Genomic DNA, 24,786 nt, shown 5'->3' on the forward strand with positions numbered 1-24,786 from the left:
CTGCCCGGCATGGCCCGCCGCCGCAAGTGCCAGGCCGCATAAATGTTAAGCGGCTTTGCTTCCGGCCGTCAGACCGCAGCCGCGATGCGCAGCATGTGGTTGTCCCAGACATAGTCGGGCTCGGAACGCGTAGCACCGGCACCGCCGACGATCGCGCCAGCGCCGGTCGTCGCCATGAAGCCGGCGCCATCCGGGGCCAGGCCGCAAACCTCGACAAGCGATTTGGTCGCGACAATCCGCCCGCTGGCAGCGTCGATGACGGCGAGCGAATTCCCCTCGGGCGAGGTGACGGCGACGGTGCCGGCGGTGGAATTGGCGGCAACCGAGCCGATATAGTTGCGGAAGCCCGAGAGCACCTCCTGCGGCATCTCCAGCAGCTCGAGTTCCTTGCCGCGCGCGGCGCGGCCGACCAGCGCCGGGCGGTCGGTCGCCGGTCCTCGATACTGACAGCCGAACCAGACGGTGCCCGCCTGGTCGCGGTCCATGTGACGGATCGAGAGCTGGTGCAGCGGCGGCGGCAGCTCGTGCTTTTCGATCAGGTCGCCGGTGATGCGGTCGACCAGCGTATAGGAGGGCTTCATCGTCGCGATGTTGAGCTCGGCGCGGCCGAAATCCGGATGCGTTTCGATGCCGCCATTGGCAATGGACAGCGTCCGGCCGTCGCCAAGCAGCAGCAGTTCATGCGGCCCCATGCCGTAGGTCGGGAACTCGCCGACGCGGTTGAACTTCGCCCGCGCGTCATAGATGCCGACGACGCCGGCGGCGTTGTCGAAATCATTCTCGGCGGCATAGAGCAGCGCGCCGTCCGGCGAGAACACGCCATGGCCGAAGAAATGCCGGCCGGCGATGCTGGCGATGGTCAACGGCTTCTCGCGGCCGGCATGGTCGAAGACCACCGCGAAGGTGCCGGGCTGGCGGGCGAAGACGACCGAGCGCTTCGACACCGGATCGAAGGTGACGTCGTGGCCACGGTCGGGCAGATCGAAGGTATGCAATATCTTGCCGGCCTCGGAGAGCACGGCGGCGCCGAAGCTGCCGTCGCGCTTGACGAAGGCCGTGGCAAAGACGGCGTCCACCGCCAGCGTATCCGCCCAGGCGCGCGGTGTCATGGCGGCGGCGAAGCTCGCGCCGGCAGCGCGCAGGAAATCACGGCGATCGATGAGCGGGGTCTTCACAGCATCAATCCCCGTCAAGCGACGAAAAGCCGGCGGTCAGCCCGAACTCGGCGGTCATCCGGGTGCCGATCAGGGTCGAAAGGCTGGAGGTGATCAGCGCGAAATGGTCGAGCTTGTCGCGCAATGCCGGATCGGCGAGCGCCTTGTCGATCGGGCCGTTGACGGACTTTGCGGTCGCCACGCCGTTGGTGAGCTGAATGTGGATGGATTGCGCCATCCATTGCGCATCGGCGGGCAGCGCATCGCCAAGCTTCGAGGCCTGGAACAGCCGGTCTATGCCGGACAGGTTCCCGGCCAGCGAGTTCGTCGTGTTCTGCGAGCGCCAGTAGATCGCCTGCTTCGGCTTGTCGGCTTCCGGCTTTGCGCCAAGGAAGCCTTTAAGGCGCACGTCGCGGATCATTTCCAGCTCGTTGATGAAAACGCCGACCAGTTCCGTCACCGCTTCGGTGCCATCGCGATAGAGCGGGTTCTTCGGCCCTGGATTGGCCCAAAGCGAAGCAAAGCCGTCGGGCTTGTTCCAGGCGTCGCGGACCTCGCTGGCGATCGCCTCGATGTTGCCGGCGACCGCCGCGCCATAGGCACAGCGATAGGGCTCGTCCTTCTCGGCAAGCGCCTCGGCGCCATCGCCGAACAGCACATATTCCAGCGCGCCGAGCCCCTGCATCGCAACGCTCTTTCCCGCCAGTTGCGCCGGATCGGTGGCGGAGGGATCCTTGGCGGCGAGCGTCGCCTGCACCTGCCTCAAGCCGATGCTTTTGCGGTCCGGCCAGTAGAGCATGCGCTCCAGCCGGTTGTTCTCCTTGATCGGCCCGAAGGCGATGATCTCAGCCACCGACCAGGTCTCGACGGTGGCCGAAAAATCCGCGCGCGCCGCATCGAGATTTTGCTCAGACGGTGCTGCGCAAAGCTGGTGCATCGCCTTGGTCAGGCTCGCTGCATGATCGTCGAGACTGGCATAGGCCGGGCGCACGAAGCCATCGATCGCGCGTCCGATGACATCGGAGGCTTTGACCGCGGTCGAGGCCGGCAATGCCCCGGCCAGAAACAGGGGAAGGGCAAAGGCGGCGGCCAGGCGTTTCGACATCAGAGCGACTCCAGGAATTTGATCAGCGCAGCGCGGTTCGCGGCATCGGCGGCGGCAAAACGGTCGCGCGCCTTCCGGCCCTCGCCGCCATGCCAGAGGATCGCCTCTTCGAGCGTGCGCGCGCGCCCGTCATGCAGATAGAAACCGTTGCCGTTGACCGTCGCGGTCAGGCCAATGCCCCAGAGCGGCGGGGTACGCCATTCGCTGCCGCTCGCTTCCCCAACACGCTGCCCGTCGGCGACGCCTTCGCCCATGTCGTGCAGCAGGAAATCGGAATAGGGCCAGATCAGCTGGAAGGCCTGCGCCTTGTTGGGCGTGCCGCGCAGGGTGACGAATTTCGGCATGTGGCAGGAAATGCAGCCCATCTCATAAAATTGCTTCTTGCCGGCAAGGACCTCCGGCTTGCCGAGATCACGCCGCGCCGGCACGGCAAGGTTCTGCGAATAGAAGGTGACGAGATCCATGACCGGGGGCGGCGCTTCCGTCGTGCCCAGGCGCTGCTGCACGCCATTCGGCAGGGCAAGGCAATCCTTCTCAGCCAAGGTGCAGTCGCCCCAATGTCGCGGCACCTCCGGCGTCGAGATGCCGATGTCTCCGGCAAAGGCGTCGGCCGCCTGCTGGCGGATCGATGCGGCCTGCGCCTTCCAGCTGAAGCGGCCCAAGGTGATCTCGCCGCCATTGCGAACGATGTTCGGCCGGCCGGAGATGCCGTCGCCATCGCGGTCGTCCGGATCGGCATTTGCCAAGATGTCGGCAGGCGCAATCTGCTCGATCAGGCCGAGGCCGATCATCGGCGGCGTCAGGCGCGGCGACAAAGTCGTGCGTGGATCGAGCGGGCCATAGGCCAGGTCTTGGATCGAGTAGCTGGGTTTGCGCAGCGAAACGACCGCACCGTCACCCAGCACAACCTTCTCTTCCGTATAGTCGACACGCATGCGGCCCTCGCCCTTGAGGCCTGGAACCGCGAGTTCCTGCAGTTGCGAGCCGTAAACCGGATCGGGAAGGTTCAGCACCTTGTGATCAGCAAGCGCGGCCTTCTCCTCCGCGTTGCTTGCGTCGCGCGCGAGCCGCAGGAACATCGACGTGGAGCTTGTGCCACCTTCCGGCGGGTGGCCGCGGCCATCCTTCAGGTGGCAATTCTGGCAGGCGCGTTCGTTGAACAGCGGGCCGAGCCCGTCGGAGGCCTGCGTCGACGACGGCGACGACACCCAGTTCTTGCGGAAAAGCGCGTTGCCGAGCTTGAAGGTCCCCTCCTCCTCGAAAGTGATGTTGGCGGAAGACTGCGAGAAGGCGTCGCGGTTGACGTCCTTCTCCGACGTGCCGGCGCCGCCCTGCATCAATTCGAACGGCTCGGGCTTGGAGAAATCCGTGGTCGGCCTGGTGACGGCCAGCACCCGCGCCTGATCCTTCAGCGTCAGATCGGTGCGGCTGGCGGCGGGGCCCGGCTCGCCGGCCGTGGCAGAAGCAGAAAGCGTGACCGCCAGCAAAAGCGAACCCGCGCGACAATTCGGGTATCGCGGATTGTTCTGAAGCGGCAGGCCACCATCTCGGGCCCGCCGCAAGCGGCGCAAGAAATCTACGGCGCGCCGCATTCCCGCATGTCCTTATTCCGCCTCGTTGGCCGAGTCGGCGTTGAGCTGGCCGTATTTTTCCTCGCCGATCGAGGCGAGCAGGTCGAGCTGCGTCTCCAGGAAGTCGATATGGCCTTCCTCGTCTGCCAGCAAATCCTCAAACAGCTTCATCGACACGTAGTCGCCCGCCTCATGACAGATCTCGCGCGAGCGCTTGTAGGACGTGCGCGCGTCATATTCGCCGGCGAGGTCGGATTCGAGCACTTCCTTCACGTTCTGGCCGATGCGCAGCGGTGCGACGGATTGCAGGTTCGGATGTCCTTCGAGGAAGATGATGCGGCCCACCAGCCGGTCGGCGTGATGCATTTCCTCGATCGATTCCGCCCGCTCCTTCTTTGCCAGCCTGGTGTAGCCCCAATCCTCGAGCAGACGATAGTGGACCCAGTACTGGTTGACGGCTCCGAGCTCCAGAAACAGGGCTTCGTTAAGCCGCTCGATGATCTGCGGTTCGCCTTTCATGGAATCTGCTCCCGTATTGGACGCGCAAGCCTCTTACGCGATCCAGGTGTGAAACGATGTCCGCGCCGCTCCCCTCTGAACGGGCGTGGTAGTTCTCGGTGACCCGAATGATCGTTTCCACCACATTTGGGAAGCAGCCGCAACAGCGGCCGCGCTTGCGCATGGCATGATAGACCTTGGCCGGCACAATAAGCTGCCAGGGATCTTCATCCAGCAGACCGATGATCGTCTGCTCGATCTCCTTTTCGGTGATGATGTTGCAATGGCAGATCAGCATTTACTTGCTCTGGCTGACGGCGCCATTCCGGCGCCGTTTGGCTGTTACTGGCCCGACAATCTTACTTGAACACCTTGTCCGGCGCATCGAGGCTGTCGGAGCCCTCGAAGGCGATGACGTTGAGTTTGAGCGAACCGACGGCGCGCTCGATCGACTTGGTCTGATCGATCAGCGCATCGATCGCCGCCTGCACCGTGGCGTTGCCTTCCGTGTTGCCCTCGGCGATGTGCTGGTCATAGGCCTCGCCAGCCAGCGCGCGCGCCTTGATGGCTTCCATCTTGGCGACCGTCACGTCGAGCTTGTCAGACAATTGCTTGGCGATCGCCGGATCGGCAGCCTTCACCATATCCGACACCGACGGGCCGGAAACCACGGTGCCGTCTAGACGCGTATAGCTGGCTTGATAGGCGGCGCGGATGCCGACCGCGTCATAGAGATGCGAGTTGTAGGTGTTGTCGGAGAAGCAGTCGTGCTCCTCCTCCGGATCGTGCAGCAGCAGGCCGAGCTTCATGCGCTCGCCGGCCAACTCGCCATAAGAGAGCGAGCCCATGCCGGTGAAGATGGTGGAAATGCCGGCGTTCGGCTCGCCGTCGGTAAGGTTCTTACGCGCCGCGCCGTCGTCCTTCCAGTTGTCGACCATCTCCCGCAGGTCGGACACCAGAAGGTCGCTCGCCGACTTCAGATACTCGGCGCGGCGGTCGCAGTTGCCGCCGGTGCAATTCTTGAGATCGTAGTCGGTGTAAGGCCGCTCGCCGGCGCCGGGACCGGTGCCGTGCAGGTCCTGGCCCCAGAGCAGGAACTCGATGGCGTGATAACCGGTCGCGACATTGGCCTCGACGCCGCCGGCTTCCTGCAGCGTGCCGGAGAGGAATTCGGGCGTCAGCTTCGAGGCGTCGACCTTCTCGCCATTGATCTCGATTTCCTTGTTGGCGATGACATTGGCCGTATAGAGCGAGTTTTCGTCCGACTCGGTGCCGTAGCTCTTGGCGACATAGTCGATCAGGCCTTCGTCCAGCGGCCAGGAATTCACCTTGCCTTCCCAGTCGTCGACGATCTTGTTGCCGAAGCGATAGACCTCGGTCTGCTGGTAGGGAATGCGAGCGGCCTTCCAGGCATCGCGGGCGGCGTCGAGCGTCTCGGCCGAAGGCTTGGCGATGAGCGCGTCGACGGCCTTGTCGAGCGCCTGCGCGGTGGTCAGCGAATCCTCATACTTTGCCAGCGCGATGTCGGCGTAGGTCTTGATCACCGCCTTCGCGTCGGTTTCGGCTTTTGCCGGCAGCACGAACACGGCGGCCGTCAACGCCGCGGTGGCGCCGATCGCGGCAAGCCTGCTGCCCCAACGTGGCGTAATAAGTCGCGGCGAAATTATCGCTTTCATCAATCCCATCTCCTCAGAAATTCAATGACATAGGCATGCGGCCGCAGGCGCGCGACGCCAGCGCAGGCACGAATGACCGGAAAAGGCAAGGTTGCCGCGCAATGGCGCGACCAATCAGCAAAAGACACCGAAATGCCTCCAATCGAAAGGGTTCAAGGCCCAGACATCAAAGGAATGCGCCGGGAGCGCAGCCCTCCATAAAGCGGCGGAGAGGTCGGAAGTCAACTGGTGAAGCAGAGAAAATTCAATTGAAACAACAGTTTAGAATTATTCTAAACTACAATTATCAACTTTAAGCCCGGCGGCGCTGCCCAACATCCGGATTGACAGGCGGCCATTCTGGGTGCGACCCGGACCAGGGCTCTTGCGGCGGCGCCAGACAATCGCCACCTGGCGGAAGATCCTAGATTCGAAAGCGAAAAAGGACTGCGATGAAGAACGGGGTGGTCATTGTCGGTGCGGGTCATGCCGGCGTCCAGGCGGCCGCAAGTCTGCGCGAGGAAGGCTATGACGGACCGGTCATCCTGATCGGCGACGAAAACGAACTGCCCTATCACAAGCCGCCGCTGTCCAAGACCTTCATCAAGGATGCCGAGGCGAAGCCTCAGCCCCTGCGCGGCGAAGCCTTCTATTCCGGCAATGCCATCCATTACCGGCCGGGCGTGCGCATCGACAGCATCGATGCCGGCGCGCACAGGCTGGCAGTCGCTGGCGGCGGCGCAATTCCCTTCGACCGGCTGGTGCTCGCGACCGGCTCGCGGCCGCGCCTTCTCAAGCTCGAGGGCGTGGAACTCGCCGGCGTGGTATCGCTGCGTTCGCTGGCCGACGCGCGGCTGATCCGCGAGTTGAGCGCGCAAAGCGAAGACGTGGTCATTCTCGGCGGCGGATTCATCGGCCTCGAGATCGCGGCGACGCTCAGGGCGGCCGGCCGCAAGGTCACCGTCGTCGAGGCCGTCGACCGGCTGCTCGGCCGCGCGGTGGCGCCGGTGATCGCAAGCCATGTGCGGCAACGCCTCGAGGCGATGGGCGTGCGCATTCTGACCGGCACCACCATCGCCAAGCTCGACGGCGAAGGCGGCCGCGTCTCTACCGCCGTCACCTCGAGTGGCGAACACCTGCCGGCGCAAATACTGATCATCGGCATCGGCGTCGTGCCCAATGTCGAATTGGCGGAAGCCGCCGGCATCGCTATTGCCAACGGCATCCGCGTCGACCAGCATATGCAGAGCTCAATCCCGGAAATCCTCGCCGTCGGCGATGCCGCCTCCTACCGGCACTGGTTCACCGGCGGCGACGTGCGGCTGGAATCGGTACAGAACGCCACCGACCAGGCGCGGCTTGCCGCGCGCACCATCCTCGGCCACACGGAGCCCTTCTCGGCCGTGCCGTGGTTCTGGTCGGATATCGGCGACATGAAGCTGCAGATGGTCGGCCTGACGCAAGGCGGCGACAGCCATGTCGTGCTGGGCGAGCCGGCCGAGAACAAGTTCTCCATCTACCACTATGCGGGCAACCGGCTGCTCGGCATCGAATCCGTCAACCGTCCGGCCGACCACATGCTTGGCCGCAAGATGCTCGGCGCCGGCTTCTCGCCAGCGCCGCAGACCGTTGCGGCAGGTCCGGATGCGCTGAAGGCTGCGCTCGCCGCCTTCAGCCAGGACGAGCCCGCGAGGGCGACGGGCTAGACTAAATCAAGCCGCGCGGACTTCGCGGATCGAGCTCTCCAGGATGTCCAGCGCCTCGGTCATGACGCCGTCCTGGATGGTGATCGGCGACAGGAAGCGGATGACGTTGCCGTAGACGCCGCAGGTGAGCAGGATGAGGCCCTTGTCGAGCGCCTTCAGCCGCACCGCATTGGCGAATTCGGCCGACGGCAGGCCCTTCTTCACATCGTTGAACTCGACCGCGTTCATGAAGCCCGGGCCGCGGATATCGACGATTTCCGGCACATCCTCCCGGATCGATTCCAGCCGCTGCTTCAGCCTGGCGCCTAGCGCATTGGCGCGGTCGCAGAGCTTTTCCTCCTCGATGACATCGAGCACGGCGTGCGCCGCGGCGACGCCGATCGGGCTGCCGCCATAGGTGCCGCCGAGACCGCCAGGGCCGGGCGCGTCCATGATCTCGGCGCGGCCGGTGACCGCCGCCAGCGGGAAACCGCCGGCGAGGCTCTTGGCCATGGTAGTGATGTCGGGCGCCACGTCATGATGCTCCATGGCGAACATTTTTCCCGTGCGGGCAAAGCCGGTCTGCACTTCGTCGGCGACGAGCAGGATGCCGTGCTGGTCGCAGATCTTGCGCAGTGCTGCCATGAAATCGCGCGGCGCCTCGTAGAAGCCGCCCTCGCCCTGCACCGGCTCGACGATGATGGCCGCGACCCGGGCCGGATCAACATCGGCCTTGAACAGCTTGTCCAACGCGGCAAGCGAATCTGCGACCGAAACGCCGTGCAGCGCGACCGGGAACGGCGCGTGGAAGACGTCGGCCGGCATGGCGCCGAAGCCGACCTTGTAGGGCACGACCTTGCCGGTCAGCGCCATGCCCATGAAGGTGCGGCCATGGAAGCCACCGGAAAAGGCAATGACCGCCTGGCGGCCGGTGGCGTTGCGGGCGATCTTGATCGCGTTCTCGACCGCCTCGGCGCCGGTGGTGACGAAGACGGTCTTCTTGTCGAACTTGCCGGGCAGCATGCCGTTCAGGCGCTCGGCCAGCCGCACATAGCTTTCATAGGGCACTACCTGATGGCAGGTGTGGGTGAAGCGGTCGAGCTGCGCCTTGACCGCCTCGATGACCTTGGGATGGCGGTGGCCGGTGTTGACGACCGCAATGCCTGACGAGAAGTCGATATAACGGCGGCCTTCGACGTCCCAGATTTCCGAATTTTCGGCGCGATCGGCGTAGATCTGCGTGGTCATGCCGACGCCGCGCGAGATCGACTGGTTCTTGCGTTCGGAAATGGCTGAATTCTTCATCTCGTCCCTCATCGGGCAGGCGCGCCCGTTTCGTTGATGAGCTGTTCTCGCCTTATTTCACGTTTTCCTCAAGTTGGCACCATGGCCCAGTCGATTGGGCCTGCCTCAGGGTAGAAATCCATCTTAACCAGCAGGCCGATCGTCAGGCAGAAACAGTTTCCTTTTCCCGGCGATCGATTATCCTCGCTGTTATCCGCGACGTGCCGCCGTCAGGAATGGCATATGCGGAACCGAGGGGAACCATGAGCAGGATCGCGACATCGTCCGCCTTGCCGTCATCACCACCCCGCCCTTCGTCTCGTCCATACATCTTTTTGTTGCTCGCCTGCGCCGCCGCTACGCTTTTGGCCGCCGGCTGCCAGAAGCAGCAGGCCGCGGAAAAGAGGCTGCCAGTCATGGTGACGACGCAGACCGTGGCCCTTGCGAACTATGCGCCAAGGACCTCGCTTACCGGCGTGATCGCGGCCCGCACGCTCAACAATCTGTCGTTCCGCGTCGGCGGGCGCGTCGCTGAGCGGCTCGTCGAGGTCGGCCAGCATGTCGACCAGGGCACGGTGCTGGCCCGCGTCGATCCGCAGGAGCAGGAATCCGACCTGCGCTCGGCGCAGGCCGATCTCGACGCGACGCAGGCGCAGCTTACCCAGGCCACGGCCACCTACCAGCGGCAAAAGACGCTGCTTTCGCAGGGCTTTACCACCAGGCGCGACTTCGACAGCGCCGACCAGACGATGAAAGTCGCGCAAGGCAGCGTCGACGCCGCGCAAAGCGCTTTGGCCAACGCCAAGGAAAACCTGTCCTATACCGAGCTCAAGGCGGGTGCGGCCGGCGTGATCACCGCGCGCCAGGTGGAAGCCGGACAGGTGGTGCAGGCGGCGCAGACCGTGTTCACTATCGCCGAGGACGGCGACCGCGACGCGGTGTTCAATGTGCATGAGACGCTCGTTGCCCAGACGCCTTCGGCGCCGGCGGTGACGATCACGCTGCTTTCCGACCCGCAGGTCAAGGCGATGGGCAAAGTGCGCGAGACTTCGCCGGCGGTCGACACCGCGTCGGGATCGATCCGGGTCAAGGTCGGCATACCCGATACGCCCGCCGGCATGCCGCTCGGCGCCGCCGTGATCGGCACCGTCAGCGCCAAGGCGGTGAAGGCCGTGCTGTTGCCCTGGCAGGCGCTGACGTCCACCGCCGGCAAGCCAGCGGTGTGGGTCGTCGATCCGTCGACCAAGGCGGTGGCGACGACGCCGATCGAGGTGCTTGCCTTCGATTCCGGGGTGGTCGTCGTCGACAGGGGGCTGGAGGTCGGTCAGAGCGTCGTCACCGCCGGCGGACAGCTGCTCAGCCCGGGACAGACGATCGAGATAGCGGGGGCGGGCCAATGAAGCGGCTACCTGGCATTTCCGCGCTCATCCTCGTCGCATCGCTTGCCGCCTGTTCGCGCTCGGAAGAGAAGCCACCCGAGATCATCCGGCCGGTGCTGTCGGTGGTCGTCGAACCGAAGTCGGTCGAGACCTTCGGTTTCGCCGGGACGGTCGAGCCGCAGTACAGCGCCGACCTTGCCTTCCGCCTGCTCGGCCACGTCGTGTCGCGTGACGTCAAGGTCGGCGACCTCGTCAGCAAGGGTACGACAATCGCCGCCCTCGATCCGACAGCGCTGGAGCTCGCCGTTCAGGCTTCCAAGGCGGAATTGTCGAACACCCAGGCGCAATTCGCCAATGCAGCGGCAAGCGAGGAGCGGCAGCGTCAGTTGCTTGCTTCCGCCAACACGTCGCAGGCCGTCTTCGATGCCGCTCAGCAGGCGCGGCAGGCAGCTGCCGCCAGCGTCGAGCGGGCGAATGCGGCTTTAGCCAAGTCGCAGGAGCAACTCGGCTATGCCCGGCTGTTCTCCGATTTCGACGGCGTCGTCACCGCGGTCGGCGCCGAGGTCGGCCAGACGGTGTCGCCGGGGCAGACCGTCGTCACCGTGGCGCGCACCGATCCGCGTGAGGCGGTGGTCGACATTCCCGATCGGCTGACCGGTGATCTCACCGTCGGCACGCCGTTCCAGATCATCCTGCAGTCGCTGCCCACCATCACGACCGAGGCCAAGCTGCGCGAGATCGCGCCGCAGGCCGAAGGCTCGACCCGCACCCGTCGCGTGCGCCTGACGCTCGTCGATCCGCCCACGGCCTTCCGGCTTGGCTCGACGATCACGGCGACCCGCATGACCAAGGTGGCGCCGACCATCGAACTGCCGATGTCGGCGCTGCTCGAAAAGGATGGCGCCGAAAAAGTGTGGATCGTCGATCCGCAGACCGCGAGCGTGAGCGTGCGCGAGGTCAAGATCGCCTCGAAGAACGGCGGCACCTTCACGGTGGCGTCGGGCCTGGAGGCCGGCATGCGCGTCGTCACGGCCGGCGTCCATAGCCTCAGCGAAGGCCAGAAGGTCAAGGTGCTCGAGGGAGGGGCCTGATGAAGGGCTTCAATCTCTCCGACTGGGCGCTCGGCCACCGCTCGCTGGTCTGGTATTTCATGCTGGTCTTCGTCGTGGCCGGCATCTTCTCCTACCTCCATCTTGGCCGCGAGGAGGATCCCGCCTTCACCATCAAGACGATGGTTATCCAGGCCAACTGGCCGGGCGCCTCGGTCAACGAGACCGTGCGCCAGGTGACCGACCGCATCGAGAAGAAGCTCGAGGAATTGGACAGCCTCGACTACACCAAATCGGTCACCACAGCCGGCAAGACCGTCATCTTCGTCAACCTGAAGCCGACCACCAAGGCCCGCGACGTCGTGCCGACCTGGCTGCAGGTGCGCAACATGATCGACGATATCTGGGCGCAGTTCCCGCAAGGCGTGCAGGGGCCGTTCTTCAACGACCGTTTCGGCGACGTCTACGGCAACATCTATGCCTTCACCGCCGACGGGCTGACGCCGCGCCAGCTACGCGACTATGTCGAGGATGTCCGAACCAAGATCCTGACCGTGCCGAATGCCGGCAAGGTCGACCTGGTCGGCGCCCAGGACGAGGCGATCTATCTCGAATTCTCGACCCGCCAAATCGCGGCGCTCGGCCTCAACCAGCAGCAGATCGTCGCCAGCCTCCAGGCCCAGAACGCCATCACGCCCTCCGGCGTCATCCAGTCCGGTCCGGAGCGGATCAGCGTGCGCGTCGGCGGGCAATTCACTTCCGAGGAAAGCCTGCGCGCCATCAACCTGCGCGTCAACGACCGCTTCTTCCGGCTGAGCGACGTGGCGACGATCAAGCGCGGCTATGTCGACCCGCCGACGGCCTTGTTCCGCTTCAACGGGCAGGACGCGATCGGGCTCGCCATCGGCATGAAGCCCAACGCCAATTTGCTCGAATTCGGCGAGGCGCTGCACAAGGAGATGCAGAAGGTGCTAGCCGACCTGCCGGTCGGTGTCGGCGTGCATCTGGTCGCCGACCAGCCTGTCATCGTCGAGGAGGCCGTTTCGGGCTTCACCCGCGCGCTTTTCGAGGCGGTGGCGATCGTGCTCGCGGTCTCCTTCATCAGCCTCGGCCTGCGTGCCGGCTTCGTGGTGGCGCTGTCGATCCCGCTGGTTTTGGCCATCACCTTCACGGTCATGGCCTATCTCGGCATCTCGCTGCAGCGCATTTCGCTCGGCGCGCTGATCATCGCGCTCGGCCTGTTGGTCGACGACGCGATGATCGCGGTGGAGATGATGGTGGCCCGGCTGGAGGTGGGCGACAATCTGCGCAAGGCGGCGACCTATGTCTACACCTCCACCGCCTTCCCGATGCTGACCGGAACGCTGGTGACGGTCGCCGGCTTCATCCCGATCGGCCTCAACTCGAGTGCCGCCGGCGAATACACCTTCACCCTGTTCGTCGTTATCGCCGTGTCGCTCCTGGTGTCATGGATCGTGGCGGTGCTGTTCGCGCCGCTGCTCGGGGTCACCATCCTGCCGGCGACGATGAAGGCCAAGCATCACGACCAGCCGGGGAGATTCACATCAATGTTCCGGCGCGTGCTCGTCTTATCGGTGCGGCGCCATTGGCTGACGATTATCGCGACCATGCTTCTGTTCGCCGCCTCCATCGCCGGCTTCGGCCTCGTCCAGCAGCAGTTCTTCCCGCCCTCCGACCGGCCGGAGCTGATCGTCGACTGGAACCTGCCGCAGAATTCGTCGATCGCCGAGACGCGCGACCAGATGGAACGATTCGAGCAGCGGGCGCTGGTCGGCAATCCCGACGTCGACCATTTCTCCTCCTATATCGGTCAGGGCGCCGTGCGCTTCGTGCTCGCCTATGACGTGCAGCCGGCCAATCCCTATTTCGGCCAGACCGTCATCGTCACCAAGAGCATCGAGGCGCGCAACCGGGTGAAGCCGGCGCTGGAAAAGCTGCTGCGCGAGGAATTCGTGGGCACCGACGCCTTCGTCAAATTGCTGGAGCTCGGGCCGCCTGTCGGACGCCCGGTGCAGTACCGCGTCGGCGGTCCGGACATCCAGACGGTGCGGGAACTCGCACAACAGTTCGCCGGTGTGATCTCGGCCAACCCCAAGCTTGCCGCGCCCACCTTCGACTGGAACGAGCCGCAGCGGGTGCTGCGGGTCGACGTGCTGCAGGACAAGGCGCGCCAGCTCGGCATCACCTCGTCCGATATCGCCAGCGCGCTGAACAGCACGGTCGGCGGCTCGACCATCACCCAGGTGCGCGACGCGACCTATCTGATCAATGTCGTGGCGCGCTCGCGCGAGGCCGAGCGCGGCTCGATCGAGACGCTGCAGAACATGCAATTGCCGACCGGGAACGGCGAGGCGATCCCGCTCGCGGCGGTCGCCAACTTCCGCTACGAACTGGAACAGCCGACGGTGTGGCGGCGCAACCGAACGCCGACGATCACCGTGCGCGCCGGCATGGTCGGCGACGTGCTGCCGGCGACCGTCGTCAACGAGTTGAAGCCGTCGGTCGACGCCTTCATCGCCAAGCTGCCGCCCGGCTATTCGGTGCAGACCGCCGGCTCGGTCGAGGAAAGCGCCAACAGCCAGGGACCGATCGCGGCCGTCGTGCCGCTGATGCTGTTCATCATGGCGACCATCCTGATGGTGCAGTTGCAGAGCTTCCAGCGCCTGTTCCTGGTGGTGGCGGTGGCGCCGCTGGGCCTGATCGGCGTGGTGGCGGCGCTCGTGCCCAGCGGCGCGCCGCTCGGCTTCGTCGCCATCCTCGGCGTTTTGGCGCTGATCGGCATCCTGATCCGCAACTCGGTCATCCTGATCGTGCAGATCGAAGATCTTGTCGCCGATGGCAAGGACCGCTGGGCGGCAGTGATCGAAGCGACCGAGCACCGCATGCGGCCGATCGCGCTGACGGCGGCGGCCGCGAGTCTCGCGCTGATCCCGATCGCGCGCGAAGTGTTCTGGGGACCGATGGCCTACGCCATGATGGGCGGCATCATCGCCGGCACGGCGATCACGCTGCTGTTCCTGCCAGCGCTATATGTGACGTGGTTCAGGATCAAGGAGCCGAAAGGCGGGAGACAACCGCCCGTTTCTGAAACCGGAGAACTAGTACAAAGCCCAACCTAAGGCTGTTCCGGGTCACTCGTTATCGTTGGAAGGTACAGGGCGCGACTTGGCGCGCTGCCACGGCGATGATTTTGAGTTGCGCCAAGCATGCCAGCCTTTTGGCAAATCGGCCAATGCCAGGATGCTTCCATCCCGCTGAACCACCTCTTGCAGGCCGACGAGCATTATGTCGCGTTTATCCCAATCTCGGGTGTCGCTGCTGTAGAACTGCCAACTGCCGCCTTCATCGTCGTCGTCATCCTCATGCAAAACGTATGCGATCCAGTCACCGCGTTCAAATATGCTCCTGTCCGATAGCACCGCGACATTTGGTGGGTCTGCAAACTTCCATTCCTCCATGGGAATTCCCTGGCAACTGTTGGTTCCGCGCAAAGCAAGCACGAGTTCAAGCGGTTCTTACAAACCCCTCGCTGGCCCGCAGCAAGTTGCGCGTATAATCCTGGCTCACCCGGTGCCCGATCAGCTGGCTTGCGGTCAGCGTCTCCACCGCCTCGCCGTTCTGCATCACCATCAGCCGCTCGCACATGTGGGTGATGATGGCGAGGTCGTGGCTGACCATCAGGAAGGTGAGCTTGCGCCGCCGCCGAACCTCTTCGAGCAGGTTCAACACCTCGGCCTGCACCGAGGCATCTAGCGCCGAGGTCGGCTCGTCGAGCAGCAGGATCGAGGGTTCGAGGATCAGCGCGCGGGCGATGGCCACGCGCTGGCGCTGGCCGCCGGAGAGCTGGTGCGCGTAACGGAAGCGGAAGCCGTTGCCGAGGCCAACCTCGTCCAGCGCGCGTTCGATGCGCTTTTCGCCATCGGCGATGCCGTGGATGGCAAGCGGCTCCTGCAGCAGCCGGTCGACCGTCTGGCGCGGATGCAGCGAGCCGTACGGATCCTGGAAGACCATCTGCACCTCGCGGTAAAAGGCCTTGTCGCGGGTTTTGCCGAGCGTCTTGCCGTTGACGGTGATGGTGCCTGAAGAGACGGGCGCCAGGCCGGTGATTGCCCTCAGCAGCGTCGACTTGCCGGAGCCGCTCTCGCCGACCAGCCCGTAAGACTCGCCTTCCCTCACTTCGAGGCTGACGCCCTTCAGCGCGCGAAAACGGTCGAAGACCACTTCCAGCCCTTCGACGGAAAGCGCTGCCGTCATGTCGCCCACTCCGGCTTGCGCTCGAGCACCGGCAGCGGATGCCGCTCGAAGCCGATCCTCGGCATGCAGTTGAGCAGGCCGCGCGTGTAGGGATGCCGGGCATCGCGCAGTTCGGATGCCTTGAGCTGCTCGACCACCTTGCCGGCATACATAACGACCACGCGATCGCAGAAGGACGAGACCAGGCGCAGATCATGCGAGATGAAGATCAGCCCCATGCCGCGCTCGGCGACCAGCTTGTCGAGGATGTTCAGGACATCGAGCTGCACGGTGACGTCGAGCGCCGAGGTCGGTTCGTCGGCGATCATCAGCTCCGGCCCGGCGATCAGCATCATGGCGATCATGGCGCGCTGGCCCATGCCGCCCGAGACTTCATGCGGGTGAAGGTCGAAGACACGGGCCGGATCGCGGATCTGCACCGCCCGCAGCATCTCCAGCGCGCGCTCGCGCGCTTCTGCCTTTCCGACCTTCTCATGCGTGCGCAGCGTCTCGACGATCTGGCGGCCGATGGTCATCACCGGATCGAGCGAATATTTCGGATCCTGCAGGATCATGGCGATGCGGTTGCCGCGCAGCGCCCGGCGCTGGCTGGATGAGACCGAGAGCAGATCGATGCCGTCGAAGCTGAGTTTCTTGGCCGACACCTCAGCCTGCGGCGGGGTGAGGCCCATGATGGCGCGGCCGGTCTGCGACTTGCCGGAGCCGCTCTCGCCGACGATGCCCAGCCGCTCGCGGCCAAGCGAGAACGAGACGCCGCGCACCGCCTGCACGACCCCGGTCCGGGTCGGGAAGGTGACGCGCAGATCGTCGACTTCGAGCAGCGCGCCTTTTGTTTGCATGTCCGGATTGCCGCTCACTGGTCGCCGCTCATTGGTCACCACTCCGGGGATCGAGCGCGTCGCGCAGGCCGTCGCCGAGCAGGTTGAAGCCGAGGCTGACGATGAGGATGGCGGCACCTGGTGCCGCGGCCACCCACCACTGGTCAAGGATGAAGCGGCGACCGGACGCGATCATGGCACCCCATTCGGGCAGCGGCGGCTGCGCGCCGAGGCCGAGGAAGCCGAGACCGGCGGCGGTGAGGATGATGCCCGCCATGTCGAGCGTCACCCGGATGATCAGCGAGGAAATGCAGAGCGGCATGATGTGGCGCAGCACGATGCGGAAGGGCGAGGCGCCCATCAGCTGCACCGCCTTGATGTAGTCCGAGTTGCGCACCGTCAGCGTCTCGGCGCGCGCGATGCGCGCATAGGGTGGCCAGGAGGTGATGGCGATCGCCAGCACCGCGTTTTCGATGCCGGGGCCGAGTGCCGCGACGAAGGCCAGGGCCAGCACCAGCTTCGGGAAGGCGAGGAAGATGTCGGTGATGCGCATCAGGATCGCATCGGTCCAGCCGCCGGCATAGCCGGCGACGGTGCCGACCAGGAGGCCGATGGGAGCGGCGATGACGGCGACCAGGATGACGACATAGAGCGTCCAGCGCGAGCCGTAGACGATGCGCGAATAGATATCGCGGCCGAGGTCGTCGGTGCCGAACCAATGCGCGGCGCCTGGCGCCAGCAGGCGGGCATTCTTCAGATCACCCACGGTCGGCGAATAGGGTGCCAGCACACCTGCAAAGGCGGCAACCACCACCAACGCGAGGATGATTAGCAAGCCAATGAAGGCCAGCCGATTGGCCGAGAAGCGCCGCCAGGCGACATAGGCGCGGCCGAGCCTTGCCTGCATGCGCGAGGCCGGCCGCTCGCTAAGCAGCCACTCGCGACGGGACTGGACGACTTCCGCGCTCATCCGACCTTCGTCCTTGGGTCGAGCAACCGGTAGAGCAGGTCGGACAAGAGATTGATGCCGATGAAGACCGAGCCGATGACGATGGTGCCGCCCAGCACCGCGTTCATGTCGGCGTTCTGCAGCGAGTTGGTTATGTAGAGGCCGATGCCCGGCCAGGAGAAGACGGTCTCGGTCAGCACCGAGCCTTCGAGCAGGCTGGCGTAGGAGAGCGCGATCACGGTCACCATCGGTACCGCGGCATTGCGCAGCGCGTGGCCCCAGATGATGAGCGCTTCCGACAGGCCCTTGGCGCGCGCGGCCACAATGTATTCTTGCGCCATCTCGTTCAGCATGAAGGAGCGGGTCATGCGGCTGATATAGGCCAGCGAGAAATAGCCGAGCAGCGAAGCCGGCAGGATGATGTGGCGGTAGGCGTCGTAAAAGACATCCCATTGGCCCTGCATCGCGGCGTCGAGCAGATAGAAGCCGGTGATCGGCGTGAAGGTGTATTCGTAGACGACGTCGAGCCGCGCCGGAAAGGCGACCCACTGCAGCTTGGCATAAAACAGCACGAGCCCGAGCAGCCCTAGCCAGAAGATCGGCACGGAATAGCCGATCAGGCCAATAATGCGCACGATCTGGTCGATGAGGCTGCCACGCCTGACCGCTGCCAACACGCCGAGCGGCACGCCGATGACCGCGCCGATCAGCGTGCCCAATGTGGCAAGCTCGATGGTCGCCGGAAAAGCGCGGCGGATATCAGTCATGACCGGATTGGTGGTCAGCACGGAGGTACCGAAGTCGCCATGGATGGCATTCTTTACGTAGATATAGAACTGCTCGATCCACGGCAGGTCGAGACCCATCTCGCGGCGCGTGCGCTCGACGACGGCGGTGGGGGCCCGGTCGCCGAGAACGGCGAGCACCGGATCGATGGGGATGACGCGGCCAATGAAGAAGGTCACCGCGAGAAGACCGAGATAGGTCGTCACCGCGATGACCAGGAAGCGGCCAAGCGACGATAGAATGGCGACGGCGCGGGCGCTGCCGCGCCCGGCCGCCGCCTGGTTTTCAGCTACGCTCACGCGGCGCGTCCGCTGGCACTATTCCTTCGAGACTGTCCCGACGAAGTTGGTGTCGAAGCTCGGACCGAGCGCGAAGCCCTTGAGGTTCTTGCGCAGGCCGGCCACTTCGAGCTGCTGATGGATGACGACGAAGGGACTGGTGTCGAGGATCTTCTTCTGCAGGTCCTTGTACATGTCGGCGCGCTTGGCCGAATCCTTCTCCAGCAAGGCCGCCTCGGTTTCCTTGGTCAGGTCCGGAATGTCCCAGGCGTTGCGCCAGGCCAGCGTCCTGATCTTGGCCGCGTCGGAATTGTCCGGATTCGAGGCAAAGGTCTGAGCATTGGAGTTCGGATCGAAATAGTCCTGGCCCCAGTTGCCGATATAGATGTCGTGATTGCGGGCGCGGTATTTGGTCAGCGTCTGCTTGCCGTCGCCGGGGATGATCTCCAGCTTGATGCCGGCCTGACCGAGCGTCTGCTGGATCGATTCTGCCATGCCTGTTTCAGGCTGTTTGCTGCGCACGTCCATGGTCACCTTGAAGCCGTCCGGCAAGCCAGCCTTGGCTAAGAGTTCCTTGGCCTTGGCAACGTCGAGCTTGAAGGGGTTGTCGTCGATGGCGCCCAGATCGCCCTTGGGCAGGAAAGACTGGTGGATCTCGCCGATGCCCTTGAGGATGGTCGAGCTCAGCGCATCATAGTCGACGAGATATTTGAACGCCTGGCGAACCTCCGGCTTGGCAAGGTTCGGGTTCTTCTGATTGAGGCTGATGTAGTAGACCGTGCCCTTCGGGGCGCTGGCGGTGGTGAGGTCGGCGTTCTTGGCGATGGCGTCGAGGTCGTTCGGCTCGAGATTGCGGGCGACGTCGATGTCGCCGGCTTCGAGCGCCAGACGCTGCGCTGAGCTTTCCTTCATGTAGCGGTAGATGACACGGGCGAGCTTGGCCTTCTCGCCATTGTAATTGTCGTTGCGCTCCAGCACGACCGCCTCGTTGGCGCGCCATTCGCGCAGCTTGAACTGACCCGAGCCGGCATAGCCGGTCTTCAGCCAGGCGTTGCCGAAGTCGTTGTCCCATTTGTAGTCGGCGCTCGGCGTGGCGGCGGCGACATGTTCCTTGACCAGCTTGCTGTCGACGACCGACGCGACAGTGGCCGACAGGCAGTTCAGCACGAAGCTCGGCGCATAGGCCTTGTCGACGACGAACTGGAAGGTGGTGTCGTCGACCGCCTTGGCCTTCTCGGTGACATTGTCGCCGCTGATGCCGAACTGGTTGATGATGAAGGCCGGGCTCTTGTCGAGCTTGATGGCGCGCTCGAAGGAATAGGCGACGTCGGCCGCAGTGATCGGATTGCCGGAGGCGAACTTCATGCCGGGCTTGAGCTTGAAGGTGTAGGTCAGGCCGTCGTCGGACACACTCCAGCTCTCCGCGAGGTCGCCCTTGACCTTGGAGGTGTCGCTGAGGTCGAGGCGGACCAGGAGATCATAGGTATTGCCGGTCACCTCGGCTGTCGACAGCTCGAACGCCTCGCCCGGATCCATCGAGATGATGTCGTCGATGGCGAAGCCTTCGACCAGCGTGTCGGCAGGCGTGACGGCGAAGGCCGGCACCGCCAGCAGCGCAGACATCGCCACACCCGCGAGCAAGCCACGAGAGCGAAGAGCAAACCTTTCCAGCATCATGGTAGTCGTTCCCTGTTTTGTTGATTGTTGACCTGAGTTCCCGGCTCAGGATTGCAGAATTCTTTGGACCGGTCGACGGCCCACCGACCTCTTACCGTCCTGGTTTTTGTCCAGTTGGTCAACACCCTATTCGGCGGCGCTCGAACCCGCAACGCGCATTTTACGAGATAGCTATTGGGCCAGAATGGGCCGCCACGAGTCGACCCGTGCGCCGGCTAATCGAAGCCTCCAATCAGGAAAAATCTGCTAAACTTTTGACCTTTGGAAGTCGCCGTCATTTCAGTTGCGCGACCAAGCTCGCATCGGGAAAACAGGTCGCTGCCTTGCCGTTCTTCGCCTGCCAGACGCCGATCGAGCGGCGTGTCTTAAAGCCGGGCAGGCCGTCGGCGCTGCCGACATCGTAACCCTTCGCCTCCAGCGCCCGCTGCAGTGCCGCGATATCGGACCGATGGAGATCACCGACCGGGCCCCAGGTGCCGGCGAAGGTGGCGTCGCCCTTGGCGATGCGATTGGCGGCGTGGCCGATGAACAGCGCATAGAGGTCGCTGGTGTTGTATTCCTTCAGCACATAGAAGTTCGGCGTGACGACGAAGGCCGGACCGCTGCGCCCGGCCGGCATCAGCAGAAAACCCTCGGCCTTCAGCTCGCTCGCCGAAAACGCCTTGCCGTCGACGCGCCTGATGCCCATCGCCACCCAGTCGGAAATCTTCTTGCCCTGGTCCGGTCCTTCGAGCGCGCAGGAGACGTTTGCCGGCGCGATCACCTCGGCGCCCCAGCCGCGTCCCCTCACCCAGCCATAGTGGACAAGATAGTTCGCGATCGAGGCGAGCACGTCCGGCGTCGAATTCCAGATATCGGGCCGGCCGTCGCCATCGAAGTCTACGGCGTGCTTGAGGAACGACGTCGGCATGAATTGCGGCTGGCCGAGCGCGCCTGCCCAGGACGACTTCATCGCGTTGACCGGGGCAAGCCCATGCTCGACGATATCGAGCGCCGCCAGCACCTCGGTTCGGAAGACGTCCTTCTTGGTCGACATGAACGCCTTGGTGCCCAGAACCTCGAAGGCGTCGTAGGGCATCTTGGCGGCGCCGAAGCCGGTCTCGCGGCCCCAGATCGCCAGCACGATGTCGCCAGGCACGCCGTAGCGCTTCTCGATCAGCCCGAGCACCCTTGCATTGGCGCTCTCGCGCGTCCGACCGCCGGTGGTGACGGCGCGAATGATCTTCTCGGCGAAATAGTTGGCCGGCGGGCCGAACTCGGCCTGGTGCTGCTTTTCCGGCGTCGTCGGCTTCTCGCCGGGCATGACGAGGTCCGGCAGCTTCAGGTTCGGCTTCACGCCGATGAAGGCGGCGTCAAAGGTTTTCTTGGAGATGCCTTTGGCCTTTGCCTCGGGCCAGAGGTCGTTCTGAAGCCAGGCCTGGAACTGGTCGTCGATGGGGGTAGCGGAGGCTGGATGTGTGAAAAGCCCGATCAGCGCGACCAGCAGAAATGCGAGGGCTAGTTTGCAAAAGCAGCGTTCTGTCGCGCCCCCCTCTGTCCTGCCGGACATCTCCCCCTCTAGGGGGGAGATCGGACGTCGCCCTGGCCAATCGCCAACGTCGAAAGGAAAATGTTGCCGGCGAAGCTGCCAATCTCCCCCCTTGAGAGGGAGATGTCCGGCAGGACAGAGGGGGGTGCTTAACACCGGCTTCGAAGGATGCATTCCAGTCATAGCGCGCATCCTCCGTCTAGCCGCCCTCAAAACGTCGTCCTCGATCGCAGCGCGGCGGCCAGCGTGCCTTCGTCGAGGTAATCCAGCTCGCCGCCGACCGGCACGCCATGCGCCAGCCTGGTCACCTTGACGTCGAAGCCCGAGAGCTGGTCCGTCAGATAATGCGCCGTCGTCTGGCCCTCGACGGTGGCGTTGACGGCGAGGATCACCTCCTTCACCCCGCCACCGGCGACACGGTCGACCAATGAGCGGATGTTGAGCTGATCCGGTCCGATGCCGTCGAGCGGCGACAGCGTGCCGCCGAGCACGTGGTAGCGCACGTTCATGGCGGCGGCGCGCTCCAGCGCCCAAAGGTCGGAGACGTCCTCGACGACAATGAGCGTGCCGGCGTCACGGCGCGGATCGGTGCAGATCATGCAGGGATCGGAGGTGTCGACATTGCCGCAGGTCGAGCAGATGCGCACCTTGTCAACCGCCTCGCCCATGGCGGCGGCTAAAGGCTGAAGCAGCTGCTCCTTCTTCTTGATGAGATGGAGGGCCGCGCGGCGTGCCGAACGCGGCCCGAGCCCCGGCACCTTGGCCAGGAGCTGGATCAGGCGTTCGATCTCTGGACCGGCGATTCGTTTCGACATCGCCCTGATCTAGAGCAATTCCAGGAAAAGTGCGAAGCGGTTTTCCGTCCGGAATTGCGTCAAGACGAAAAGGTGGATCAGTTCGCCGCTTCGTGAAACGGTGAACTGATCCAGGATTTTCAGAGCGGTTTGGAACAGCCCGCAATGGCGCATGATCCGCCATGCTGCCACGGCGGATCGTCGATCAGGTTGGCTCAGTAGGCTTCGAGCGGCCGGTTCTGGCTGACGATCAGCGCGCCGATGGCGTCGGTATTCTCAGGCGTCGACTGGAATCCCATCGCCGCTTCCTGCGGGGCGCTCGGAACAGACGTGACATACCGGCCTTTCAGCGTCCCGCCGAAGCGGGACGCGTCCGGCTCCTCCATCGGCTCCTGCATCGCCACCACCGTCGGCTTCGCCGTGACGCGGCCGGACTTCTGCGCCGGCGCAATGGAGGCCGTTATATAGGTCTGCTCTGCCGGAACGGTCGCAGTCTTGGCCGGAAGGGCCGGCGCAGCCGCGGTCATTGCGGCCTGCTTGGCCGGATCGGCATGGACAATCGTCTTGACCACCGGCTCGGCGGAAGCAACGAGCACCGGAGCGGCAGGGTCGATCTTCTGCGACTTGTCGGAGGCCATGGCGACCATGGGCTCATCGGGCAGCGGCTGCCAGTTGTGGCCGCGCTTCTCGTAGAAAGCGTTGCCGCCGGCCACCATCGTGTAGTGCATGTTCTTGTAAGGGAACCGCAGGCCGGCGGTGTGGAAATACATCGTATTCTTGAGCTTTGCCTTGCGCTCGCCCTTGAGCACTGCCTCGGCGGCCAGTTCGACATCAGGCAGCGCCTTCGAATTCATCGGCCGCGTCAGCACGCCGGGGGCGAACTGGCCACTCTCGCCGACGACCTGGCAGATGGTGTCACCGTGCCGGCCCGAGCGCAGCCGGTTCATCACGACCGTGCCGACGGCGATCATGCCGTCGCGGCTCGACCGGTTAGACTCGAAGAACATCGCCCTTTGCAGGCACTCCTTGTCCTTCATCGAGTATTTGTAGGAACGCGAGCTGAGGAAGCTCGGCGTGACGGCGTCGGTCAGGCTCGCCACCGACATGCCATGTGAAGCGGTCTGGCTGCAGCCGGCCAGGAACAAGGGGGAAGCGGCGATGCCGATGAGCAGCAGCGGCGTCTTCCATCGCGTCGCGATCAACAAAAAAGCCTCATTTCCAGATGCCAGCCCGCCCCGAGATGTGGCAAGAATGAGACTCTTTCAGGCAAAAAGATGGCTAGATGGTTAGCAATCTCTGGACTTGGGTAAAACTTTATGAATGTCGCGAAATGAGCCCGTGAGCAAAGCCGGCAAAATGGTTAATATTGCCGCGCGCGCTCAATTTTCGTTCATAATCAATTAACTGGCGGCAGATGCCTCAGAACGGCAATTTCATTCCGGGCGGTATAGGCAGGCCCGCGGTCAATGCCTTGGTCTTTTCCTGCATGATCTGCTCGACCTTATTTTTGGCATCATTGTGCGCGGCCAAAAGCAGGTCTTCCAGGATCTCGACCTCGTCGTCCTTCAACAGCGACGGATCAATCTTCAGCGCCTTCATTTCGAACTTGCCGGTCAGGGTCACGCTGACAAGGCCGCCACCCGCCTGCCCAGTGGCTTCCAGCGTGGCGATCTCGTCCTGCATGGCCTGGAACTTGGCCTGCATTTCCTTCGCCTTGCCCATCAGGCCGAGAAGATCCTTCATCGCAAACGTCCTTTTTGTTTCTTCAAATTTCTTCGTCGTCGGGCGCCGACTCGACCGGCAGGTCGGCCGCGGCTTCGTCCGCTTCCGGCACCTCCGGAATGCGCACGTCGATGATCTTAGCGCCGGGAAAGCGGGCGAGGATGGCTGCGACCGTCGGATCGCTCCTGGCATCGGAGAAGGCGTTCTCGCGCTTCGTCGTCTCCATCTCGGCCAACGTCTGGCCGCCCTCCTCCTTCGACAGCGAGACCAGCCAGTTGCGGCCGGTCCAGGCGCGCAGCTTCGCGGTCAGGTCGTTGAGCAGCATCTTGGGCGCATCGTCGGTCAGGCTGACATCGAGACGGCCGGGCTCGATACGCACCGGCCGCACGCAGCGCTTCAAAATCACCTTGAAGGCGATGTCGCGGTTGGCGTCGGCCAGGGCCGCGATATCGGCCAGCGACTCCACCGGAACGGCGGGTGCTTCGATGACCGGCTCGGGAGCCTGAACGAAGGCGGCGGGCACGGGCTGCGCCTCGACCAGCCGCATCGTCTGCGCGCCGCCGGTGGAGGCCGGCATCC

22 protein-coding genes and 1 pseudogene are annotated in these 24,786 nt (G+C 64.3%); 4 read left to right on the forward strand and 19 right to left on the reverse strand.

Features of this window, described 5'->3' with window-relative positions:
• Positions 1–68: 68 nt before the first annotated feature.
• The 6 genes from DH10_RS02290 to DH10_RS02315 form a co-directional block, all read right to left on the reverse strand.
• Positions 69–1,175 (reverse strand): DUF1513 domain-containing protein, encoded by a 1,107-nt coding sequence (locus DH10_RS02290; protein ID WP_192249993.1) that lies wholly within the window; start codon positions 1,173–1,175, stop codon positions 69–71.
• A 4-nt stretch (positions 1,176–1,179) separates the two neighbouring features.
• The gene (locus DH10_RS02295; RefSeq protein WP_192249990.1) at positions 1,180–2,259 is read right to left on the reverse strand and encodes an imelysin family protein; all 1,080 of its coding nucleotides are present in this window, start codon (positions 2,257–2,259) and stop codon (positions 1,180–1,182) included.
• Positions 2,259–3,851 carry a di-heme oxidoreductase family protein gene (locus tag DH10_RS02300; RefSeq protein ID WP_192249987.1) on the reverse strand — a complete coding sequence of 531 codons (1,593 nt, stop codon included), beginning with the start codon at positions 3,849–3,851 and terminating at the stop codon, positions 2,259–2,261. The genes DH10_RS02295 and DH10_RS02300 overlap by 1 nt, the downstream gene beginning before the upstream one ends.
• Positions 3,852–3,863: 12 nt before the next feature.
• On the reverse strand, positions 3,864–4,349 hold the full coding sequence (gene bfr, locus DH10_RS02305) for a bacterioferritin (protein WP_192249984.1): 486 nt from the start codon (positions 4,347–4,349) through the stop codon (positions 3,864–3,866).
• Positions 4,315–4,626, reverse strand: a complete 312-nt coding sequence (locus tag DH10_RS02310; protein WP_192249981.1) for a (2Fe-2S)-binding protein — start codon at positions 4,624–4,626, stop codon at positions 4,315–4,317. Before DH10_RS02310 ends, bfr begins: the two co-directional genes overlap by 35 nt.
• A gap of 61 nt (positions 4,627–4,687) precedes the next feature.
• The gene (locus tag DH10_RS02315) at positions 4,688–5,977 is read right to left on the reverse strand and encodes an imelysin family protein (RefSeq protein WP_376774863.1); all 1,290 of its coding nucleotides are present in this window, start codon (positions 5,975–5,977) and stop codon (positions 4,688–4,690) included.
• A 458-nt stretch (positions 5,978–6,435) separates the two neighbouring features.
• Here DH10_RS02315 and DH10_RS02320 point away from each other — a divergent pair, with 458 nt between their 5' ends.
• A complete protein-coding gene (locus DH10_RS02320) occupies positions 6,436–7,689 on the forward strand; it encodes an NAD(P)/FAD-dependent oxidoreductase (protein ID WP_192249974.1) in 1,254 nt (417 codons plus the stop codon).
• Positions 7,690–7,695: 6 nt separating this feature from the next.
• Here the strand turns inward: DH10_RS02320 and DH10_RS02325 are convergent, their stop codons facing one another.
• A complete protein-coding gene (locus tag DH10_RS02325; protein ID WP_192249971.1) occupies positions 7,696–8,973 on the reverse strand; it encodes a 4-aminobutyrate--2-oxoglutarate transaminase in 1,278 nt (425 codons plus the stop codon).
• A 142-nt stretch (positions 8,974–9,115) separates the two neighbouring features.
• Positions 9,116–9,370 (reverse strand): hypothetical protein, encoded by a 255-nt coding sequence (locus DH10_RS36525; protein ID WP_246506187.1) that lies wholly within the window; start codon positions 9,368–9,370, stop codon positions 9,116–9,118.
• Between DH10_RS36525 and DH10_RS02330 the strand changes: the two genes are divergently transcribed.
• The 3 genes from DH10_RS02330 to DH10_RS02340 are packed head-to-tail and all read left to right on the forward strand — an operon-like array spanning position 9,369 to position 14,520.
• A complete protein-coding gene (locus tag DH10_RS02330; RefSeq protein WP_246506186.1) occupies positions 9,369–10,352 on the forward strand; it encodes an efflux RND transporter periplasmic adaptor subunit in 984 nt (327 codons plus the stop codon). The genes DH10_RS36525 and DH10_RS02330 overlap by 2 nt on opposite strands.
• Entirely contained in the window at positions 10,349–11,422 is a 1,074-nt protein-coding gene (locus DH10_RS02335; protein ID WP_192249965.1) for an efflux RND transporter periplasmic adaptor subunit, read from the forward strand. Before DH10_RS02330 ends, DH10_RS02335 begins: the two co-directional genes overlap by 4 nt.
• Positions 11,422–14,520 (forward strand): efflux RND transporter permease subunit, encoded by a 3,099-nt coding sequence (locus DH10_RS02340; protein ID WP_281396780.1) that lies wholly within the window; start codon positions 11,422–11,424, stop codon positions 14,518–14,520. Before DH10_RS02335 ends, DH10_RS02340 begins: the two co-directional genes overlap by 1 nt.
• Before the next feature lie 12 nt (positions 14,521–14,532).
• On the opposite strand, the gene DH10_RS02345 is transcribed toward DH10_RS02340, so the two are convergent.
• The 11 genes and pseudogenes from DH10_RS02345 to DH10_RS02395 all read right to left on the reverse strand — a co-directional run.
• The gene (locus DH10_RS02345) at positions 14,533–14,859 is read right to left on the reverse strand and encodes a DUF2185 domain-containing protein (protein ID WP_192249962.1); all 327 of its coding nucleotides are present in this window, start codon (positions 14,857–14,859) and stop codon (positions 14,533–14,535) included.
• A gap of 46 nt (positions 14,860–14,905) precedes the next feature.
• Positions 14,906–15,655, reverse strand: a complete 750-nt coding sequence (locus DH10_RS02350) for an ABC transporter ATP-binding protein (protein ID WP_192249959.1) — start codon at positions 15,653–15,655, stop codon at positions 14,906–14,908.
• Positions 15,652–16,494, reverse strand: coding sequence for an ABC transporter ATP-binding protein (locus DH10_RS02355; protein WP_192249955.1), 843 nt, complete (start codon positions 16,492–16,494; stop codon positions 15,652–15,654). Before DH10_RS02355 ends, DH10_RS02350 begins: the two co-directional genes overlap by 4 nt.
• 28 nt (positions 16,495–16,522) lie before the next feature.
• Positions 16,523–17,443: a nickel transporter permease gene (nikC, locus tag DH10_RS02360; RefSeq protein WP_192249953.1), complete on the reverse strand. Its 921-nt coding sequence runs from the start codon at positions 17,441–17,443 to the stop codon at positions 16,523–16,525.
• Positions 17,440–18,507, reverse strand: coding sequence for an ABC transporter permease (locus DH10_RS02365; protein WP_192249951.1), 1,068 nt, complete (start codon positions 18,505–18,507; stop codon positions 17,440–17,442). The genes nikC and DH10_RS02365 overlap by 4 nt, the downstream gene beginning before the upstream one ends.
• Before the next feature lie 18 nt (positions 18,508–18,525).
• Positions 18,526–20,163 (reverse strand): ABC transporter substrate-binding protein, encoded by a 1,638-nt coding sequence (locus DH10_RS02370; protein ID WP_192249949.1) that lies wholly within the window; start codon positions 20,161–20,163, stop codon positions 18,526–18,528.
• A gap of 274 nt (positions 20,164–20,437) precedes the next feature.
• Positions 20,438–21,712 (reverse strand): lytic murein transglycosylase, encoded by a 1,275-nt coding sequence (locus tag DH10_RS02375; protein WP_192384137.1) that lies wholly within the window; start codon positions 21,710–21,712, stop codon positions 20,438–20,440.
• A 188-nt stretch (positions 21,713–21,900) separates the two neighbouring features.
• Positions 21,901–22,506 carry a recombination mediator RecR gene (gene recR / locus DH10_RS02380; protein ID WP_192249945.1) on the reverse strand — a complete coding sequence of 202 codons (606 nt, stop codon included), beginning with the start codon at positions 22,504–22,506 and terminating at the stop codon, positions 21,901–21,903.
• 194 nt (positions 22,507–22,700) lie between these two features.
• Positions 22,701–23,687: a cell wall hydrolase gene (locus DH10_RS02385; RefSeq protein ID WP_192249943.1), complete on the reverse strand. Its 987-nt coding sequence runs from the start codon at positions 23,685–23,687 to the stop codon at positions 22,701–22,703.
• Between the two features lie 217 nt (positions 23,688–23,904).
• On the reverse strand, positions 23,905–24,228 hold the full coding sequence (locus DH10_RS02390; protein ID WP_192249941.1) for a YbaB/EbfC family nucleoid-associated protein: 324 nt from the start codon (positions 24,226–24,228) through the stop codon (positions 23,905–23,907).
• A 22-nt stretch (positions 24,229–24,250) separates the two neighbouring features.
• Positions 24,251–24,786, reverse strand: a pseudogene (locus tag DH10_RS02395) (DNA polymerase III subunit gamma/tau); the annotation flags it as partial.

Origin of the sequence: Mesorhizobium silamurunense, assembly GCF_014843825.1 — a bacterium.
Classification (GTDB): domain Bacteria; phylum Pseudomonadota; class Alphaproteobacteria; order Rhizobiales; family Rhizobiaceae; genus Mesorhizobium; species Mesorhizobium silamurunense.

Coding starts and splice junctions, on each gene's coding strand:
- DH10_RS02295 (WP_192249990.1), bottom strand. CDS start 2,259: ATGTCGAAACGCCTGGCCGCCGCCTTTGCCCTTCCCCTGTTTCTGGCC.
- DH10_RS02300 (WP_192249987.1), bottom strand. CDS start 3,851: ATGCGGCGCGCCGTAGATTTCTTGCGCCGCTTGCGGCGGGCCCGAGAT.
- bfr (WP_192249984.1), bottom strand. CDS start 4,349: ATGAAAGGCGAACCGCAGATCATCGAGCGGCTTAACGAAGCCCTGTTT.
- DH10_RS02310 (WP_192249981.1), bottom strand. CDS start 4,626: ATGCTGATCTGCCATTGCAACATCATCACCGAAAAGGAGATCGAGCAG.
- DH10_RS02320 (WP_192249974.1), top strand. CDS start 6,436: ATGAAGAACGGGGTGGTCATTGTCGGTGCGGGTCATGCCGGCGTCCAG.
- DH10_RS02325 (WP_192249971.1), bottom strand. CDS start 8,973: ATGAAGAATTCAGCCATTTCCGAACGCAAGAACCAGTCGATCTCGCGC.
- DH10_RS02330 (WP_246506186.1), top strand. CDS start 9,369: ATGGTGACGACGCAGACCGTGGCCCTTGCGAACTATGCGCCAAGGACC.
- DH10_RS36525 (WP_246506187.1), bottom strand. CDS start 9,370: ATGACTGGCAGCCTCTTTTCCGCGGCCTGCTGCTTCTGGCAGCCGGCG.
- DH10_RS02335 (WP_192249965.1), top strand. CDS start 10,349: ATGAAGCGGCTACCTGGCATTTCCGCGCTCATCCTCGTCGCATCGCTT.
- DH10_RS02340 (WP_281396780.1), top strand. CDS start 11,422: ATGAAGGGCTTCAATCTCTCCGACTGGGCGCTCGGCCACCGCTCGCTG.
- DH10_RS02345 (WP_192249962.1), bottom strand. CDS start 14,859: ATGGAGGAATGGAAGTTTGCAGACCCACCAAATGTCGCGGTGCTATCG.
- DH10_RS02350 (WP_192249959.1), bottom strand. CDS start 15,655: ATGACGGCAGCGCTTTCCGTCGAAGGGCTGGAAGTGGTCTTCGACCGT.
- DH10_RS02355 (WP_192249955.1), bottom strand. CDS start 16,494: ATGCAAACAAAAGGCGCGCTGCTCGAAGTCGACGATCTGCGCGTCACC.
- nikC (WP_192249953.1), bottom strand. CDS start 17,443: ATGAGCGCGGAAGTCGTCCAGTCCCGTCGCGAGTGGCTGCTTAGCGAG.
- DH10_RS02370 (WP_192249949.1), bottom strand. CDS start 20,163: ATGATGCTGGAAAGGTTTGCTCTTCGCTCTCGTGGCTTGCTCGCGGGT.
- DH10_RS02375 (WP_192384137.1), bottom strand. CDS start 21,712: ATGTCCGGCAGGACAGAGGGGGGCGCGACAGAACGCTGCTTTTGCAAA.
- recR (WP_192249945.1), bottom strand. CDS start 22,506: ATGTCGAAACGAATCGCCGGTCCAGAGATCGAACGCCTGATCCAGCTC.
- DH10_RS02390 (WP_192249941.1), bottom strand. CDS start 24,228: ATGAAGGATCTTCTCGGCCTGATGGGCAAGGCGAAGGAAATGCAGGCC.